This is a genomic window from Microcoleus sp. A003_D6, from assembly GCF_036702825.1.
Taxonomy (GTDB): Bacteria; Cyanobacteriota; Cyanobacteriia; order Cyanobacteriales; family Microcoleaceae; genus Microcoleus.
Genome location: NZ_JAUBWA010000008.1, coordinates 1 through 18507, shown reverse-complemented (window position 1 = coordinate 18507; position 18507 = coordinate 1). Strand labels below are relative to the sequence as shown.

General features: G+C 45.0%; 16 protein-coding genes and 1 riboswitch. Of the genes, 5 read left to right on the top strand and 11 right to left on the bottom strand.

The genetic code is table 11. The features are described from left to right. Window positions 1-78: 78 nt before the first annotated feature. Complete coding sequence (speB, locus tag QUB70_RS04080) at window positions 79-1008, bottom strand: agmatinase (RefSeq protein ID WP_332978497.1); 930 nt, start codon at window positions 1006-1008, stop codon at window positions 79-81. A 162-nt stretch (window positions 1009-1170) separates the two neighbouring features. Between speB and QUB70_RS04075 the strand changes: the two genes are divergently transcribed. After that, on the top strand, window positions 1171-2085 hold the full coding sequence (locus tag QUB70_RS04075) for an alpha/beta fold hydrolase (RefSeq protein WP_332978496.1): 915 nt from the start codon (window positions 1171-1173) through the stop codon (window positions 2083-2085). Window positions 2086-2258: 173 nt separating this feature from the next. On the opposite strand, the gene QUB70_RS04070 is transcribed toward QUB70_RS04075, so the two are convergent. Both QUB70_RS04070 and QUB70_RS04065 read right to left on the bottom strand, forming a co-directional pair. Further along, window positions 2259-3209 (bottom strand): calcium-binding protein, encoded by a 951-nt coding sequence (locus QUB70_RS04070; RefSeq protein WP_332978495.1) that lies wholly within the window; start codon window positions 3207-3209, stop codon window positions 2259-2261. Window positions 3210-3367: 158 nt separating this feature from the next. Continuing rightward, window positions 3368-3967 (bottom strand): hypothetical protein, encoded by a 600-nt coding sequence (locus QUB70_RS04065; protein WP_332978494.1) that lies wholly within the window; start codon window positions 3965-3967, stop codon window positions 3368-3370. Between the two features lie 198 nt (window positions 3968-4165). On the opposite strand from QUB70_RS04065, the gene QUB70_RS04060 reads away from it, so the two are divergent. Beyond that, entirely contained in the window at window positions 4166-4849 is a 684-nt protein-coding gene (locus tag QUB70_RS04060) for a response regulator transcription factor (protein ID WP_332978493.1), read from the top strand. Beyond that, on the top strand, window positions 4846-6417 hold the full coding sequence (locus tag QUB70_RS04055) for a sensor histidine kinase (protein WP_332978491.1): 1572 nt from the start codon (window positions 4846-4848) through the stop codon (window positions 6415-6417). The genes QUB70_RS04060 and QUB70_RS04055 overlap by 4 nt, the downstream gene beginning before the upstream one ends. A 187-nt stretch (window positions 6418-6604) precedes the next feature. Here QUB70_RS04055 and QUB70_RS04050 read toward each other — a convergent pair whose 3' ends face one another. The 3 genes from QUB70_RS04050 to QUB70_RS04040 form a co-directional block, all read right to left on the bottom strand. Further along, a complete protein-coding gene (locus tag QUB70_RS04050) occupies window positions 6605-7033 on the bottom strand; it encodes a YidH family protein (RefSeq protein WP_332978490.1) in 429 nt (142 codons plus the stop codon). Window positions 7034-7254: 221 nt separating this feature from the next. Next, complete coding sequence (locus QUB70_RS04045; RefSeq protein WP_332978489.1) at window positions 7255-8670, bottom strand: LCP family protein; 1416 nt, start codon at window positions 8668-8670, stop codon at window positions 7255-7257. Window positions 8671-8775: 105 nt separating this feature from the next. Then, on the bottom strand, window positions 8776-9150 hold the full coding sequence (locus QUB70_RS04040; RefSeq protein WP_332978570.1) for a hypothetical protein: 375 nt from the start codon (window positions 9148-9150) through the stop codon (window positions 8776-8778). A 244-nt stretch (window positions 9151-9394) separates the two neighbouring features. Between QUB70_RS04040 and rpe the strand changes: the two genes are divergently transcribed. Then, the gene (gene rpe, locus QUB70_RS04035; protein WP_265233680.1) at window positions 9395-10096 is read left to right on the top strand and encodes a ribulose-phosphate 3-epimerase; all 702 of its coding nucleotides are present in this window, start codon (window positions 9395-9397) and stop codon (window positions 10094-10096) included. A 472-nt stretch (window positions 10097-10568) separates the two neighbouring features. Here rpe and QUB70_RS04030 read toward each other — a convergent pair whose 3' ends face one another. From QUB70_RS04030 to ntrB, 5 genes are all read right to left on the bottom strand, one after another. Further along, the gene (locus QUB70_RS04030; protein ID WP_332978488.1) at window positions 10569-12245 is read right to left on the bottom strand and encodes an IS1634 family transposase; all 1677 of its coding nucleotides are present in this window, start codon (window positions 12243-12245) and stop codon (window positions 10569-10571) included. Between the two features lie 174 nt (window positions 12246-12419). Continuing rightward, window positions 12420-13205 (bottom strand): universal stress protein, encoded by a 786-nt coding sequence (locus QUB70_RS04025; protein WP_332978487.1) that lies wholly within the window; start codon window positions 13203-13205, stop codon window positions 12420-12422. Window positions 13206-13251: 46 nt separating this feature from the next. Next, the gene (locus QUB70_RS04020; RefSeq protein WP_332978486.1) at window positions 13252-14091 is read right to left on the bottom strand and encodes an ABC transporter ATP-binding protein; all 840 of its coding nucleotides are present in this window, start codon (window positions 14089-14091) and stop codon (window positions 13252-13254) included. Window positions 14092-14244: 153 nt separating this feature from the next. After that, window positions 14245-15678: an ABC transporter substrate-binding protein gene (locus QUB70_RS04015; protein WP_332978485.1), complete on the bottom strand. Its 1434-nt coding sequence runs from the start codon at window positions 15676-15678 to the stop codon at window positions 14245-14247. Between the two features lie 152 nt (window positions 15679-15830). After that, the gene (gene ntrB / locus QUB70_RS04010; RefSeq protein WP_332978484.1) at window positions 15831-16679 is read right to left on the bottom strand and encodes a nitrate ABC transporter permease; all 849 of its coding nucleotides are present in this window, start codon (window positions 16677-16679) and stop codon (window positions 15831-15833) included. A 99-nt stretch (window positions 16680-16778) separates the two neighbouring features. Beyond that, a riboswitch (cyclic di-AMP (ydaO/yuaA leader) is annotated at window positions 16779-16991 on the bottom strand. Window positions 16992-17163: 172 nt separating this feature from the next. On the opposite strand from ntrB, the gene QUB70_RS04005 reads away from it, so the two are divergent. Continuing rightward, on the top strand, window positions 17164-18357 hold the full coding sequence (locus tag QUB70_RS04005; protein ID WP_332978483.1) for a sensor histidine kinase: 1194 nt from the start codon (window positions 17164-17166) through the stop codon (window positions 18355-18357). Window positions 18358-18507 lie beyond the last annotated feature (150 nt).

The window sequence follows — 18507 nt, the reverse complement described above, 5'->3', positions numbered from 1 at the left end:
CGAATAAAATTGGCTGTTGTTTGCCTTTAGCTTAATTCTAGCCTTACCAACAGCCTATTGTGATTCGTACTTCCCGATTTATTCCTCGTCTGGCTTTAGCCAACCTTGAGCCAGAGCTTGATATCCAATAAGTTTGTATGCTAATTTGGCGGCCGTAAATTCTGAGACTACAGAATCTACAATAGGTGCTAATTCCATAATGTCACACCCGATTACTTCGTAGGACTCGAAGATGCGGCGCAAAAATGCGGTGAGGGAATACCAATTTAACCCGCCCGGTTCGGGTGTGCCCACCCCTGGCATTAATGTTGGATCGATGCCGTCTAAGTCGATCGTCAAAAATACTCGCTTAGTTGTTATGCTGGCAATTGCCCGATCGGCCCAATCCGGTTGAGTAGCGATTTCGCGAGCTCGAATCACGTTTAGCTGTTTTGCTTTAATCAAGTCTGCTTCTTCTTTGCAGATAGCGCGAATCCCGATTTGCAGTGTCGGCAAGCCCATATCTACAATACGCCGCATCACGCAGGCGTGGTTGTGGATGGAACCTTCGTATTCGTGCCGCAAGTCGCCGTGGGCGTCAATTTGCACGACTGTGAAAGGTTCGTTTGGGTATGCTTGGCGATAACCTTCGACAACGCCCGCAGTGATGCTGTGTTCGCCTCCGAGGGAGATGACAAATTTATTTTCGGTAACTAGCTGGTGGACTGCGGCTTGGGTGACTCGCAGCATTTCTGAGGATGAAACCGGTTGCCTGTTGCGAGTGTCGGCGATCGGCTCTTTTGTATAAATTCCGACATCGTAGCAAACTTCGGAATCTAGTTCTTCGTCGTAGCACTCGAGTTGATGAGAAGCTTCTAGAAGTTTCGCCGGCCCGTTTTCGCACCCCCGGCGGTAAGTGGTGGTTGCCTCGTAGGGAATTGGTAAGATAACTACTTTGGCAGTGTCGTAGTCTGGTACAATTTCTGACCCCAGAAACGGTACGACAGCAGTGGAAACGATCGGTGGCATAAGGGAAATTTTAATAAGGCAAAGAAGTCAGCATCTTTAATCCTGACATAATATCGGCTCTAACTGCAAAGTAGTCATTAGTCAGCAGTCAGCAGCTAACAATGCCCCATGCCCTATGCCCCATGCCCCATGCCCAATCTAAAATCTAAAATCTAAAATCGCATGACATCTTCTACTCCCACTTCGTCAACACTTATTTCGCCCCAAACTTGGCTGTGGAAAGGCTTTCCGATTTGCTACCAAACTGCGGGTTCGCAGGGGCCTGCGGTGGTGTTTGTCCACGGTTTTGGCGCGTCTTGGGGCCACTGGCGCAAGAATTTGCCGGCGCTGGCTGCTGATTGCCGGTGTTACGCGATCGACCTCATCGGTTTTGGCGGTTCTGCTAAACCAGCGCCCAAACTTGAGATTGACTATACTTTTGAAACTTGGGGACAGCTAATTGCTGATTTTTGTCGGGAAGTTGCGGGCGGGCCGGCTTTTTTGGTGGGAAATTCGATCGGCTGCGTGGCAATTATGCAAGCGGCTGTTGATTTTCCCGATATTGCTTCTGGCGTAATTTTACTCAATTGTTCCCTGCGCTTGCTGCACGATCGCAAACGCGCCGAATTGCCTTGGTATCGCAGTTTTGGAGCGCCAATTGCACAAAAAGTTTTAAATGTCAAGTGGATAAGTCAATTATTTTTTAAACAATTAGCAACGCCAAAAACAGTAAAAAAAGTGCTTTTACAAGCATATCGCCGTCCTGAAGCTGTCAGCGACGAACTCGTAAATATGCTGCTGAAACCTGCCCAAGATAGCGGCGCAGTCGAAGTATTTGTGGCTTTTATCAGTTATTCTCAAGGCCCGCTACCGGAGGATTTGTTGCCGCGTTTGAGCTGTCCGGCTTTGATTTTGTGGGGTACGGATGACCCTTGGGAGCCGATCGCATTGGGCCGAGAATTGGCAAAGTTTCCGGCTGTGGAAAAGTTTATTCCTTTGGAGGGAGTGGGCCATTGTCCCCAAGATGAAGCGCCGGAATTGGTCAATCCTATTTTACTCGATTGGATTAAAGGGCGATCGGCGTTTGCAGAAAATTAGTGCTTTTGCTCCTTTCATCTGCGTTAATCTGCGTCAATCCCTTGTCATCTGCGGTTAACAAATTCTCTTTTTTTTACCGCAGATGATGGCAGATTAACACAGATTAACGCAGATGAATTAGATTGTTGGCTGTTGACTGGATTTGAGACCCGACGATGCTACCGGAATTGATATTACACGAATATGAAACTATCAGGAGTAAAGCTGCCTTGAATTACAGCAATTTGGTCAGATGTACCAGCCAAATTGATGGAGTTACCCACAATATTGTAGTTGGAAAGGCTGCCACGTAGCTGAATGCGATCGATTCCTTGTTGGAAATCCTGAATCAGTGCAACTCCTGTTCCCTGATAGTATGTGTTGGTGGCATCACCTAGCACAAAAACATCTCTCCCCCGACCCCCAATCAGCACGTCGGTTTCATTGCTTCCCGGTGCAGCACTTGATGGATTTACTCCTATCAGGGTATCATTGCCGCGCAAACCTGAGAGTGTATCGTTACCATCTCCTCCTACTAAAGAATTGTTTTCGATGTTTCCCGTAAGCACATCTACATTCGGAGTACCTGTGACGTTAACGAAATTCTCTACCGTAAAATTCAGAGTGCCGATACCGGGTAAATTGTTAACCGCCAAACTATTCTGCGACAAATCCACATTAATAGAAGCTGTGCCGCTACCTGTAGAAGCATCGATGGTATTACTCTGTCCTAAAGGAGCAATTATTTGTTCTATATTTTGCAGGGTATCTGTACCTGCTGCGCCTTTATCTACAATACCTTTCGCCTCAAGGCTAATGCTGCTGGTAAGGGAAAGATAGCTCATTGTATCCGTGCCTAATCCTCCAATTATGGTATCTGTGCCGCTACTACCGAGGATGAAGTTATCTAAACTATCTCCGGTAATATTGTCGTTTCCTGCTGTGGTACTAATACTGTTAGCTGGCGGAGGGGGTGGAGTTTGATTTTGGGGAGGTAGAGCAGAACTGGCAAGTTGTCCGGGCTGGTTTTGAGGAGGAACATTGCCCGGTGCTTGCTGGTTTTGGGGAGGAATATTGCCCGGTGCACCTTGGTTTTGAGGAGGATTTCCTTGTGCGTTGTTTGAATTATAAAATAGTGGTGGCATGATGTGATTCCCTCGATTATTTTTCTAGGTTTGAAGTAACTTTCAGGCTAAAGGAATGAATTCTCGATCGGCCTTTGAGTTAGTCTCTACAATCATTAAGGTGGTTGAAAATGACATTTATCCCTGTGCTGTTATTACAGTTTTGTAATGTAGAGAAATTAGGGTTTTTCCGAATTTGGGGGTAGGTTACGATCGCCCGGCGGGCGCGGTGGAATGCCCAAAGTTTTAATCAACTCTGCTTCTGTGACTCCCAACTTTTTCGCTGCACCGGGAATATCTAAACGAGGAGGGGGCGGTGGGCTGGGCGGGCGATTATTTTCAGTTGGTGGTTCCGGCGGTTTGGCGGGTAGCCCCAATGCTTCGATTAACTCCGCTTCGGTGACTCCTAATTGTTTGGCCGCAGCGGCAAAATCTATACGGGGCGGATGTCTGCGCTCTTGACTGGGTTCGGGCTGGCTCTGGGCTATTACAGTATTTGAACTGAGATGTTGCACCTCTGTCAGCAACAGGCAAGATGCCTGTTCCACAAAGAGTAAATTTTCTTGTGGAACGGGCATCTTGCCGGTTCTTGAGGGCAACAGGCAAGATGCCTGTTCCACAAAGAGTAAATTTTCTTGTGGAACGGGCATCTTGCCCGTTCTTGAAAATGGTGCAACATATGAGTTAGAACTAGCTGTAGTCCGATCGGGAAAAGTCAAGCTGCTAAATCCCAGCAGCAAGGCTGTAGCAGGTAATGCTAGCAGTGAAGCAATTTTCATCAGAGTTACGATCGCGAATCCAAAAATGTTTATAGCTACATCAAACTCCCCAAACATGACCGGGAACACTGCGGATAGATTACAGTTTTGTAATTTAGTTCAATCAATGATGACGGTATAATCACCACCGAAAAAGAAACTATGCCCAATGCCCAATGCCCAATGCCCAATGCCCAATGCCCAACTCGATCTAAATCTATGAATGTTCTATACGTTGAAGATGAAGAAAAAATCGCCAATTTTGTTTGTATCGGCTTGAAAGAACAAGGTTTTGTGGTGGATTATTGCGATAATGGCAATGATGGCTGCGATCGGGCGATGGATAATGAGTACGATGCGATCGTCCTCGATATTGTATTGCCGGGAAAAGATGGATTATCTATCCTCAAACATCTGCGAAAGGCTGGACGCAACGTACCTGTGATTTTATTAACTGCTCGCAATGAACTAGACGATCGCATTGAAGGATTGCATCTCGGTGCTGATGACTATTTGGCTAAACCGTTTTTTGTTGAGGAGTTAGTGGCTCGGATTTATGCTGTGATGCGGCGGGCTTCGGGCGGCGGGCAAAATATTCTGAGCGTTGGCCCAGTTAAGCTCGATCGCATTTTGCGAGAAGTTACTTGCGATCGCCATGCGGTAGAACTTACAACCCGCGAGTTTAATCTGTTGGAATATCTGATGCGATCGCCGGGTAGGGTACTCACCCGCACACAAATCCTCGAACATATCTGGGGTTATGATTTTAATCCGAATACGAATGTGGTAGATGTATGTATTCAACGCATTCGCAAGAAAATTGAACCGATCGGCGGTACAGGATGGGTTGAGAGCGTGCGGGGCGTTGGCTATCGGTTTCGCAAACCTGATTCCCCATCGTGAAACTGCAATCTTTTCGCTTTCGGATTACTCTATTATCTGCTGTTCTGGCAAGTGTTGCTCTGATTGGCTTTAGTATTGTTTCGTGGTGGTTGATTTACGATGCTAAGGTCAAACGTCTTGATGCTGAAATCAAGAATCAGTTAATCCAATCTACCCGCCCGCAATCGACGCAATGGGATGTTTATAGTGATTCTTTGCCCTCAGTTTTGGGCATGAATGATGGGGAAACTACCGCGGCTTTGCTGGTGACTGATAGAGATGGTAATTTGCTCTACCGATCGAGCAAGTGGCAAGATGGACTTGATGCTAATTCATTATGGCGATCGCTGCCCCAACCGCCTCCCGATCCTGCCAGAATACCTTTTCAATTAGAACCTCCCCCTCCACCAGATTCACTCTATCCACCACCTCCCAATCCACCAGATTCACTCTATCCACCACCTCCCCATCGGCTCGATTCATTTTCACCAATAGAAAGAAGACCCCCGCGCGATCGACCTCCTCAATTCGATCGACCCAATTTTCCTCGAGTTTTCAAAGCTAAACTAGCAACCCAGCGTACTAGGAAAGCCGTTTGGCGTGTGGGCGCGATTCATTCTCCTCAGACTCAAATAGCGATCGCTGTTAACTTACAAGCGATCGATCGGGAAATGGCATCGATTGGCAATATCTTTCTAATTTCTATTCCCGTAATGCTGTTATTCGTAGCAGGTGGAGCGTGGTTGATATCGCGGAGTATTCTGTATCCCATTGGGCGACTCACGATCGCAATTCGCAATGTCACCGTACAAGGACTCGATCGGCGCGTCCCTGACGGAGCAACGGATATAGAGTTTGTAGAATTAATTTTTGTGTTCAATCAGATGTTAGAACGTCTGGAGCGAAGTTTTAAACAAGCTTCTCGTTTTAGTGGAGATGCCGCCCACGAATTAAAGACTCCCCTGGCAATTTTGCAAGGTCAACTCGAACGGGCTTTGCATCAAGTTGAATCTGGTTCCCAGGTGCAGCAAACCCTGAGTAATTTATTGGATGAAGTGCGCCGTTTGAGTGAAATAACCCGTAAACTTCTCTTACTCTCTCACGCCGATGCCGGACGTATGGGTTTACATTTGGTTGAGGTGAATATGTCGGCTTTGCTATCGGAAATTGCCGAAGATATGGAACTGCTAGCACCGCATTTAGATGTGCAAATGGCAATTGCTCCTAATTTATATATTAAGGGAGATCGCGATTTGGTGGTGCAGGTTTTGCAAAATCTGGTTGGTAATGCGATTAAATATAATTTACCGAAGGGTTGGCTCAGGTTACAGGCTAACTGTCAGGGAAAAAGAGTAATTGTCAAAATTGTCAATAGCTCTCAAGATATTTCTTTGAGGGAGCGCGATCGTATTTTTGAGCGCTTCCATCGCGGCGACTCCAGACAGATCCAAAAAATCGAAGGATCGGGATTGGGGCTAAGTTTAGCAAGGGAAATTGCACGGGCCCACGGTGGCGATATCAAACTAGATGCTGCCATACTCGGTCAAACAGGGTTTATACTGAGTTTACCTGTGGGCGATCGAGATTAATGGAACTTGAAAATTTTTAAGCCGCAACAAAGCTCAAACTTGCGATTTTAGCCAGTTTACTGGCACGATAGACCACCTCAATTCGAGTAACTGACCGATTGCGTTTGGAACAAATCAAAACAATTGGGGACGCTTATATGGTAGCTGAATGAAGGAAGAGGCAATTTAGCTAAGCGATCGGGTTAACTTAGAATTGAGAATTTTTAGGAGTTGAAGTGGGAGCTATATTTCCGCGATCGCGCCATAGCAACAAGGGAATGCTTAACGTTCCTAAAATCATCACAACTCCCGTCAGTATCCAAACGAGCACGCGATTTGGGCGATAATCACCTCGCTCAATTTGCCAGAAAACTCGATTGTAACGCCATGCTGCTAAGGCAATCACCGCAATGCCAAAAACGACCAGACTTAGCCCTAAAGTTTCTGAGTTGAAGAAGGGAGGGGAGGAAACTTGTTGCTGAGTCACTGTAGCTTGAAATTGGCGCAGAAATAAACTGAACCGAGCGATCGCAAACCCAAAACCAATTAAAGCCAGTGAAGTTCGCAACCATGCCAGAAAGGTGCGTTCATTTGCCTGATGTTCCCGCTGTCGGTCTATTTTATCACCCTTGTTCATCAACCCTGCCTTTATAAAATATCTTAAGCTTTCCCTTGTTGATTATTGTTTGACTTGTGATTGGGGAGGGAAGTATCGGTATGGCGATCGTGATTCATCATTACCAAAAAATATAGTATCAGTAAATCGGCAAAAAAGCGATCGCCTCCATCTCATACCAACAGAAAATAATAGGACACAGCAATGCTGTGTCCCTACAAATACCCCAGTTATAATCCAGTTTAAAAAGACTTAGCCGCCCCGCCGGACTGAGCCTTTTTCTCCAACCAATCCTTGCCCAATCTGATTGTCACATCCGACTGCAAAGAACCGGTACTCTCAACCAGCACATCCCCAAAACCCAAAGACTGGCGAATGGCTCGAGCACTTTTAATATTGCCGTCTTGAGCTACAATCGTCGTTACGTCCAGCGGTTCGGGCCAATCCTTATAAACCTGAACATTCCGATAACCGGCTTGAGTCAGACTATTGACAAAATCTTCAACAGCCGATGGATCTCCGGTACTATCTTGAATCGCCACCTTCAGAAAAGTCGCATCAGCATTCTCAATTGTCCAACTATTCTGACCGAAGTCAAAATGTTCTGACACCATAGTTTCGATGGCATATTGGTCTGGCAACCAAAAACTAGCCTTGTAGTCCTTGGGATCGCTGAACTGGCCGGGAACCATCAACATTTGCACGTTAGCGCGATCGGTTTGAGTAGCAAAACCAGCCAAAGCCACTAATTCTTCTATACTCAAATTCGTGTCAATGTGAGACTGAATCACCGATAAAATCTTCGGCAAGCGAGACAGCAAACCTACATTAACTTCCTGTTCCACAAAAGCCCGCATCAACAATTGTTGCCGCTGCACTCGACCGATATCGCCCAAATCGTCGTGCCGGTAAAGCAAATATTGCACGATTTGTTCGCCGTTGAGCTTCTGCTTGCCAGCCTTTAAATTTATATATAAATGCTGGCTTTCATCGGTATACTTCATGTCTTTAGGGACATTAATAGTAATCCCACCAAGTGCATCTACCAAACTTTTGATGCCTTGAATATTGACTGTGACATAGCGGTCAATTCCCACGCCGCCCAAGAGTCCGCTAACTGACTTCGCTGACGAAGCCGGGCCGCCGTAGTAATTAGCTTCGTTGATTTTCACTTCACCCCTACCTTCAACATAGGTGCGGGTGTCTCGCGGAATGGAAAGCACGCTTAACTTTTTATTTTGAGGGTCAAACCTCACCAACAGCATGGTATCGGTTAACCCCTTGAAAGAGTTTTGCCAGACCTCGTATCCCAGCTCTTTATCGGGATGGCCGTCGAGGTCTGAACTCAGAACTTTAAGTCCTAAAACTAAAATATTCACTGGGCGAGTCAGCTCCGGCATTTTCATGCTGAGCTTTGCCATGTCGCCTTGAGAAAACACCGCCGCTTCTTCAGGGCTCAACTTCTGTTGCTGAAGCGGCGTTGTGGAAAGGGAGACGGCTAGCAGCGCTCCGGCTGTGGCTGAGAGCATGGCTACTCCAGCCAAACCAAAACCAAAACCCAGCCAGCGACCTCGATGGGGCTGGGAAGCTTTTTTGGTTGCAGGTTGAGCAGTTGATTGTTGGATAGGGTCTTGATTAGGAATTTTTTGAGCTGGCACTGGCTTCCTCACACACAACAAAAATAAAAAAAGATCGTGGCAATATGTAGTATCAAGCTGAAGACGCAATCAATCAATACGGTAAGGGTTCAAAAGAACCCTAAATTATGATAAATGTTTGCCAACCACTTGCTCGGCTACGCGGCTAATTCCGGGCAACCATAGCGGTTGACGCTTCCAGAGGCGAACCATCAGTCCCAGAGCAACGATGAAATAGCTGGTTGTCAGCAGGCTACTCATTAATAACATGGGAAGTGTCGGAGATTCCGCAGAAATCGCTCCAGCTTCTAAAAGAATATGTCCTAAAAGCCAGCTAAATGCAAGGGCAATTGCCAAGCGGCTGATGGCTTTGCGTTCGGGAGTGCCCTGACGGCGGTAAAGAGTCCACAGGGCGGGGAAAAAGCCGATGACTGGGATCATTAATACAAACAGACTTGCACGATCGAGTTCAGGATTTTCTAAGGGATCTGTATTTTTCATCATTCGCTACTCAAAATTTGCAGAAGGTCAGATTTTGCACAAAAGTTATTTGTTAGAGGGAAAATTAATATCCTAAACCAAAATTCCTTTCTTCAGGGCTGGTGCGATCGCCAAACTTGTCTGTCAGAGGCAAAATTTTTCGGCGATCCAGATTCCGCGATCGCCCGCGAGCAACTTTTATACCCGGAGAGCCGTATTTTGATAAACTGGATACAGCACCGCAGACAGGAGAACAGACTTAGCCATGACCAAATCTCAAAAACCGATCGTTATTTCTCCATCCATATTATCAGCCGATTTTAGCCGTCTCGGAGAAGAGATTCAGGCAGTCGATCGAGCTGGGGCTGACTGGATTCACGTAGATGTGATGGACGGTCGCTTTGTTCCTAATATTACTATCGGGCCGATGATTGTCGAAGCAATTCGTCCCGTTACTACCAAGATAATCGATGTCCACCTGATGATTGTGGAGCCGGAGAAGTACGTCGAGGACTTTGCTAAGGCTGGTGCTGACATTATTTCGGTTCACGCCGAACATAATGCTTCGCCTCATTTGCACCGCACCCTCGGTCAAATTCGGGAATTGGGCAAGCAGGCTGGTGTGGTTCTCAATCCTTCGACGCCGCTGGAGTTGATTGAGTACGTGCTGGAACTTTGCGATTTGGTGCTGATTATGAGCGTGAATCCGGGCTTTGGCGGTCAAAGTTTTATCCCGGCGGTGCTGCCGAAAATTCGCCAGTTGCGAAAAATGTGCGACGACAAGGGCCTCGATCCTTGGATTGAGGTAGATGGCGGTTTGAAGACGAACAATACTTGGCAGGTTCTGGAAGCGGGCGCAAATGCGATCGTCGCGGGTTCTGCCGTGTTTAAGGCGAAGGATTACGCAAGCGCGATCGAGGGTATCCGCCACAGCAAGCGCCCGACTCCAGAGTTAGCTGCGGTTTAATCAAAAATTCGATCGTGTCCGGTGAATTACCAATAATAAAAGTGGTTTGCAGTCAGGACGAAGAGTTTTTATTTAAAAATGGAAGAGCAAATTCTTCCATTTTTTTTGCGATCGCTCTGACTGCAAACCACACTGCAATCTCCGATCGGAGTGCGGGTTGATATCACTTGGTTGAACGAGTTAGACCCCACATTCCGCAGATGTGATTCATCTTACTGGTATTTTTGAGAAATTCCAGCCATCCAACTTTTTTAGTCTAATTTTTTAAACTTTAGTTTCTACTTTTTATGAAAATTAGTAGAAAATATCTCAAATTAAATCCCGGCTTTTTCCCTGACAATAACTTGCTCAATTTATCAGAAAATACACTCCAATAAATCCATAGGTTTTTCGACCAAGATAATAATTATCTTGGCTAAGGATGTATTTTTATCAACAAGTATCTCAATTTGAATACGTCAAATCCTCCCGATTAAATAATCAGATAATATTGACGACAGACTGTCCCTAAACAAGAGAGGATTTTTCGATGTTCTACCGTTAAATTGCTCACTTGCTTTTGTCCATTGACCCCGATCAAATGTACTGCCTGAAATACCTGAAATATCCAGCGCATAGTCGGTTTATTTGTTAATTTTTTTACCTGATTCTTGACCGAAATTCCTGATGATTCTAATTCTTGTCTTAGCTTTCTTTGTGCTAGGGTATAGACCAACAAACACAGTCCCATTATCATGGCAATTGCTTCTACTCTCTGAGGATTTTTTACGAAGACACTTGAAGTAAAAAACAACGGATCTTTCAGGAATCTAAATCCTCTTTCTGTAGATTGTTGCGCTTTGTATTCTTTGAGTACGTCGTCATTACTCAATTCATTTTTATCAATAACATTTGTTGCTAAAATAAATCTGCCTGCCCTAGTCTTTTCAGCTTCAATTACTTCTAATTTAGTCTCTAATTCACCTGTTACTCGATAATTGATTTGAGTGGGCATTGCCAATTTACTGGGTCTACCTAATTGCTCATATTCGGCTGTTTTTTGATATTGAATATTGTTAATTTTATGATATTTGAATGAATTTGATAATTTTTCTATTGCCATTTTAGCATCGGGTTCACAAGCAAAAGTTTGTTTGGATAGCTTGCCCAGAGCGGCTGATGCTTTTTCTTTTTGTTTTTCTACTTGCTTATTTACTTGTTTAATACTTGATTTTTTCCTCGCTTCACTTTCTACGATTAACCATCTTTGCTTTATTCCTCCATAATCACTTTCTTTCTCGACCATTTTATATCCTGATATTTCGCTCTTTGTCCATTGGTCGTCTTCGATATTTAAGATTTTTTCCTGAGCTGATTTTATACTTAAAGGAACTCTAGTTATCCATTTCATTTCTCTCATCGCGATGATATTATCTTTGGTATATAAGGCACTATCTGCTACATTTATACCTTCAAATGTCCAGGATTTTTTGAATTCTTTTAATCTTTCTACAAACACACTTTTGTCATCGATATTTCCCGAGTCTATTTTGAGATATAATGGTATGTCTCCATCTCCTGTGCAAATCATGTCAACAATAAATTGCTTCAGATCTGGTCGATGATCCCTCGAATATCCATGTTTGAGTTCTATGGCTTTCATCTCTGATTCAGGCTCGGATTCTGAATTTTTCACTTCTGGTTCAATCTTGACTGAATCGACTTCTTTTTCTGACGGCTTTGCGTATTCCCCATGTACATACATTGAAGTTCCGTCCAAATGTATGCTATTCATTTTTACTTGAAATTTTTCGGCGGCTTTTATGGCGATTGCTGTAAATAGTTGTGTTGTGCCTACTGCATAATATTTGTCTAATCCTCTGGCTAATCGGTCATCATTTAAATGTGATGGTAGTACTCCTTCTCCAATCAGATGTTCTGTTGCTTTCCCGACAAAAAACTGCTCAAATAAGTATAACGGGGCGCTCAAAAACCCTAATCCATTCAAAATCATGGCTTTCATTACTTGTCCAGGAGTTAGGCTCTCTTTTTCTTTGATGCCCACTTGTTGATTCACTATTTCTACCAGTTCCATTTCATCGATAATTCCGGCTATTATTCCTAAATGGTCTATATTGAGGACTTTAATTTCGTCTTGGGGCTGATTCATGATTTTTTACACCTTGGTTGCTGACTCTATTATCTAATTTTAGCAAAACTTGAAATTTTTGCTAGGTATTTATTTCAGGGTTTCATGCCTCCAAATTTAAAATTATTAAATTTGTCTGAATATCTGCGGAATGTGGGTTACATAATTCGGTTCCGGGTTCACGACAGAACAGGTTTAACCTGTAGTTATAGCTGTAGCGAACTGTAACTTGTTCAAACTTTCTTCAGGCACAAAATCCATTTGATAGCTGAGTGCCGCAGGAATCCCGAGCACGCAGCAAGGAAAATTATTGCCTAGTTCCCTAACCAGCGGGTGGTTGCCAGAATTGCAGCCCAAAAACAGTAAATTTGCTGATTCTAATTCAACCACATTTCTCAGTTCTGTAGCAACCCGCCCGATACGCAAATGAGCTTTGAATAAACCGCGCCATTCCTCAGCCAAACAGCGCGCTTCCCACAGCAACTTATCTGCTACCTCGTACTCATTATTTTGACCAAAAATTGCTTGGAAATACAGCGGATCGATCCAACTTTTTTCCTGGGATACTGATGGGATTTCGGTTGGAGGTAAAGCGAGCGCAGGCGCTGCACAATTAAGGGCGAATGTTTCCTCTAAATCCGACACTTTCTGGGCTGCCAAGGCATTTTTTACAGCCAATTTGCAAGTATCTTCGCCGTAACTTTTGGGCGCTTCCTCGATAACGTAGACGACTTGAACTGTGACTTCTTCAGTTGTTACTAAACGAGTTTGATGCGCCATCCAAAGGGTAATATCCAGAGCTATTTGACTTTGGGGAGAACTGTTGTAACCGACAATAAAATTGATTGTTTTTGACTCTTTTGGAGATTTTGATTTCTTAGAAATTGGTAATTTTGGCTCCGGCAGCAACACCATTTCTTCGGCTAAGTTTTGGTATCCCAATGCACTTTCAAAACGCGCTAACATTGTTTTGAGATTCACAGGCTTGACCTCTCTTAAGTGTATTGTTATGTCGATCCGTCGGGTGTTATTCGTCTTGGGTAAAGTAGCGATCGAGAAAATTCAAAGCATAGTTGCGGAGTTCGTAATACTCCTTCGATTCCCGCAACTCCTGGCGATCGCGCGGGTGCGCAAACGGCACTGACAAAATCTCTCCTATTGTCGCCGCCGGGCCGTTTGTCATCAGCACAATGCGATCGGACATATAGATAGCTTCATCCACATCGTGAGTAATCATCATTGCAGCTTGTCTGTGATTTTCCCAGATATCCAGCACCTGTTTCTGCAACTTGCCGCGAGTCAGAGCATCCAGCGCTCCAAACGGTTCGTCCATTAATAACATTTTCGGTCGAATCGCCAAAGCTCGCGCAATCCCAACTCGCTGTTTCATGCCTCCTGAAATTTCGTCTGGATATTTGTCGGCTGCTGCTGTTAAGTTTACCATTGCTAGGTGTTCGTTGACAAGACTAATCTTCTCGGAACGGCTAAGACTTCGCAAAACTTCATCAACTGCCAGCCGAATATTTTCCCGCACCGTCAGCCAAGGCAGCAATCCGTAGTGTTGAAATACCATCATGCGATCGGCTCCCGGTTTGCGGATTTCTTTTCCTTCCAGTGTCACCATTCCCGCACTTTGTTTTTCCAAACCTGCGACTATTTTTAGCAGCGTTGATTTGCCGCAACCAGAGTGACCGATTACGGAAATATATTCGTTTTCTCCAATACTTAAATTGATATTTTCCAGAACGCTAAATTCGCTGCCGTCAGCATTTTTATACGACTTGAACAAATTCTCTATTTCCAGAAAGAGACGATCGCTCTTGACGGAACTTTTGGTACTGGTAGAAGTAGAAGTGTATTGACTCATGGTATTCTCCTCAAAAGTAGTAAAGTGCTAATTGAATTTTCGGGCTATCCCCTAAATCCTAAAATTGGCCAGTCGGTTTCAACCGACTGTCTTCTATTAGCCAGGGAATTCATTCCCTGGCGGGACATTAGGAAAAGCGCAACATCTCAAACATTAAGACTGAAAAAAAGACTGAGGGCGGTTGGCTCGAATTTCAAAACTATTCAAATAACCCACCGGATCGCTCGGATCGAATGCCTTTTTATCAATGAAAGCTTCCGCAGGTTCCACTTTGTAATCTTCCTGGGGACAACCGATCGCCATTTCGGCAACAATCTGGCGGTAAAGGTCGGTTTTCCAAGCTTTTTTAGCTAATTCCTCAGCATTTTTTGGCACTTCTTTAATCTGTCCCCAGCGAGCGGCTTGAGTCATCAACCAAATACTCTGAGACTGCCACATAAATGTTGAATGATTTCCCGGTATTTGAGGCAAATTCTTAGGAATGTCATAGAAAATAGTTGCATCTTCCGATTGTACGGTGCGGTCTTTTCCGTCAAACCCTCCATAGTTGTAGTCGCCAACTATTGCCGGTCGCGTAAATTTGTCGATCGCCCCTTGTTTCGGTTTCGCCCCCGTAAACGATCGCTCAGTCAGCAGCGCCGATATTTCACTGCGATTTTCCGGGTTGCTGCAATACTGACAAGCTTCAACCATTGCCTTAACCAGCGAGTAATAAGTCTTCGGATTTTCGTCAATGAATGATTCCATTACTCCCAAAAGGCGATCGGGATGTCCCAGCCAAACTTCCTTGCCTTGCACGAAGGTAAAACCCACTCCCAAATTGCCTTGAATTGCCCGCGTATTCCAAGGTTCGGCCACCATGTAAGCCTGCATAGCGCCAATCCTGATATTAGTTACCATCTGCGGCGGCGGCACAATAATTACCCGAAATTCTTTCAACGGATCGACACCGGCAGCCGCGGATATGTAGCGGACAAAGTATTCGTAAATCGCAGAACTCAGAACCACTGCCCAAACCCTGTTTTCCGCTGGCTGACTGTCAAAAAAGGCTCGAAATTGTTTGCCAAATTCTTCCAAATTGCCGTTGTATTCGTGCCACGGGCGCAAACCGGAATCCCACATAGCTTTGTTCATCGTCATGGCGTTGCCGTGGCGGTGAATTGTCATTGCCGCGCACAGGGGTGCGTGCCGCGCTCCTTCGGCGCCAATTCGGGCGTTTGTGACGGCGCCGGATACGACTGGGGAGGCGTCGAGGCGGCCGAAGATTATGCCGTCGCGGGAGGTTGCCCAGCTTGCTTCGCGGTTGAGTTTGACGTTTAAACCGTATTTGCGGAAAAAGCCTTTTTTCCAGGCGATCGCAAATGGTGCACAATCGTTAACCGGCACGTATCCTACGGTTAAATTTGGTTTTTCTAAGGTTCCGGAATCGACGACCGGCTTTACGGCTGAGGCTTCTTCTGTGAGTCCTTTTGCCGATCGATCCGCGCTAATTGCACAACCAGATAAAGCCATTCCCGCCGCCGCCGCCGCTCCCATTCCTTGCAAAAACTCTCGGCGGTTCCATTCATTGGAAAACTTGTCACTCATACCATTTTAGATTTTAGATTGGCAATGACTAATAGACGAGCAATTGCATAAATCTTCGATCGATAGAGCAACCGCAGATTTAAGGCAGATAAACACAGATAAACGCAGATAATGTCAAGAGATGAGGATGACGGATGACTGATGACTGATGACTAATGACTCTGGATCGATCTATGCGTTACCAATTCCTGAACTTTGTCAACAGCAGCGTCGAGCAACAATCCAGTTATGCCAATTACAAACACCGCTAAAAATACCGAGCTCAGATTCAAACGGCTCCACTCATCCCACACAAAAAAGCCAATTCCCACACCGCCTGTCAGCATTTCCACCGCCACAATCACCAGCCAAGCAATCCCCAAACTAATCCGCAAACCTGTAAAAATGTATGGCAAACTCGCAGGCCAAATTATCTTGGTAATCCGCCTCCAGCGCGGCATTTCCAACACTCGCGCCACATCCAGATAATCCTGGGAAACGCTAGAAACTCCCAAAGCTGTGTTGATAATTGTCGGCCACAAAGACGTGATGAATATGACAAAAATTGCCGACGGCTCTGCTAAATTAAAAATCGATAGAGCTATGGGCAGCCAAGCTAGCGGCGACACCGGTTTGAAGATTTGAATCAGCGGATTGAGCGCCATCATTGCCGGTTTCGACATCCCGATCAGAAATCCCACGGGAATCGCAACTGCAGCACCCAGGAAAAATCCCACCAACACTCGGCGCAAACTCGCTAGCAGCAGCCAGCCAATGCCTAAATCTCCTGGCCCGCGCTGATAAAATGGATGGAATATGTAATCTAAATTAGCTATTAACGCCTGATACGGAGTGGGAATCAAATCGCTGTTGAAGCTGGCAACAATCCACCACAAGCCAATAATTCCCAAAAAACCCGCAGCAGGTAACAAAACAGCATCTCGGATGACAACGGGTTTTACACGCTTCCACGTTGCAACTCCTGCAAGTGCGATCGCAGATAAATTAAGCTGTATGAACATTTCAATCTCCTTCAGAGTCAGGGCAGGTACAATAATCTTGAACAATACCAACCTGAGACACTGACGAAGCCAAACTATCTTTTTCAGAAATTTGGCTTTTCAGTCTCTTCTCAATGCCTGCGAAGTTAGCTGACGGGCTAGGACTGAGAGATGTCCTTCTCCTTAGATTTCAAAATTCAAAATTACACTCAAATTTGGCAATTTATAACTTTGCTTTTTAATTCTGTAGAGATTCGCCCCGAAAATTGGTTCCTCCGCTCCAGCCACACGCTTGGTCTGATAGCGCGACGCTTGATTAGGCTTGACTTTTTAAGCCAATTTTACTTAAGCTAGCACGAGTGTTCAATTTTGTCAATAGGTCTTTAGAAGTAGCTATTGGTACTCGGCGAAGCTCAAAAGTTGAGAGAAAATTCAAAAAGTTAATTATTAAACTAACCTAGAGAGATAAAATGCGATCGCTGATTTGATTTATATATTAAGGGCCATGATAGATTTTAGCCAAGCTCTACAAGATAAAATTGACATAATAGTCCAAAACTGGATCGAAGCTGTTCGCGCCGACGAGCAAATCGAAACCGCCAAGCAACTCACCTACACTTCCGTGCGCGACAGCCTTCCCATTGTACTGGAAGCGATCGTAACTATGCTGTCCCAATCAGAAGAAAGCGACATTCGGACACTCATAGAAAAAAGTTTAGACCACGGGACTGTCAGAGCAAAACAAGGCTACGATGCCCAAGAAATTGCACGGGAATACCGCTTGCTGCGGCAGGTAATTTTCGATGCTTTAGAGCCAGAATTGCTAAAAGGCTCAGCCGCTGAAGTCAGCCGAGCTTACCGCTTAATTGACAGTGCCCTCGACGAAGTAATTGCTGACTGTTTCAAAACCTATACCCAGGCCAGATTCCAAGAACTACATGAGTTGCAAAACCAATTGCAACTTACAAATCAAGAGCTGACTCGCTTAGTTCGCGCCAGTCAAGATAATCTATCTCACTTAGCTCACGAATTGAAAACTCCACTCACTTCTATTATTGGTTACTCAGAATTGTTTTTGCGCCAAAGAAACAATTCTCAACTTAAAGATTCTGCTCCCAATTTGGCACATATTGATAAAGTCCTCAACAATGGCAGACGCTTACTTAGATTAATTAACGATACTCTCGAAATCTCGCGGTACGAGGCGGGACGCATAAAATTGCAGCTAACTGCGACAAATGTGCGATCGGCGATCGGCACTGTTGTCGAAATAATCGAGCCTTTGGCTAACGCCAAAAATTTAGATATCGCCGTTGAGTGCGATCCGGTTCTCGATCAAGTTATGACAGATTACTTGCGCTTGCAGCAAATTGTCACCAACTTGGTCAGCAACGCCATTCGCTACACCCAAGCTGGTACTATTACTATAAAAACCGAATTATTGTCAGACAAACATTGGAGTATCTGCATCACGGATACAGGAATTGGCATTGCTTCAGAAGACTGCGATCGGATTTTTATGCCATTTTTTCGGGCCGACAACTCCCTGGGTTCTTTGATGCCTGACAGTACCGGCTTAGGCCTAGCAATTGTCGCTCGATTAGTCAACCTCTTGCAAGGTAAAATCGAATTAGTTTCTGAAGTAGGAGTTGGCTCTTCCTTTACTGTAATTTTTCCCTTAGAATTGGATGGATTTTAGATGACTGTTGACTGTTGACTGTTAACTAATGCCCAATGCCCAATGCCCAATCCCCAATGCCCAATGCCCAATCCCCAATGCCCAATGCCCAATGCCCAATGCCCAATGCCCAATGCCCAATGCCCAATGCCCAATGCCCAATGCCCAATG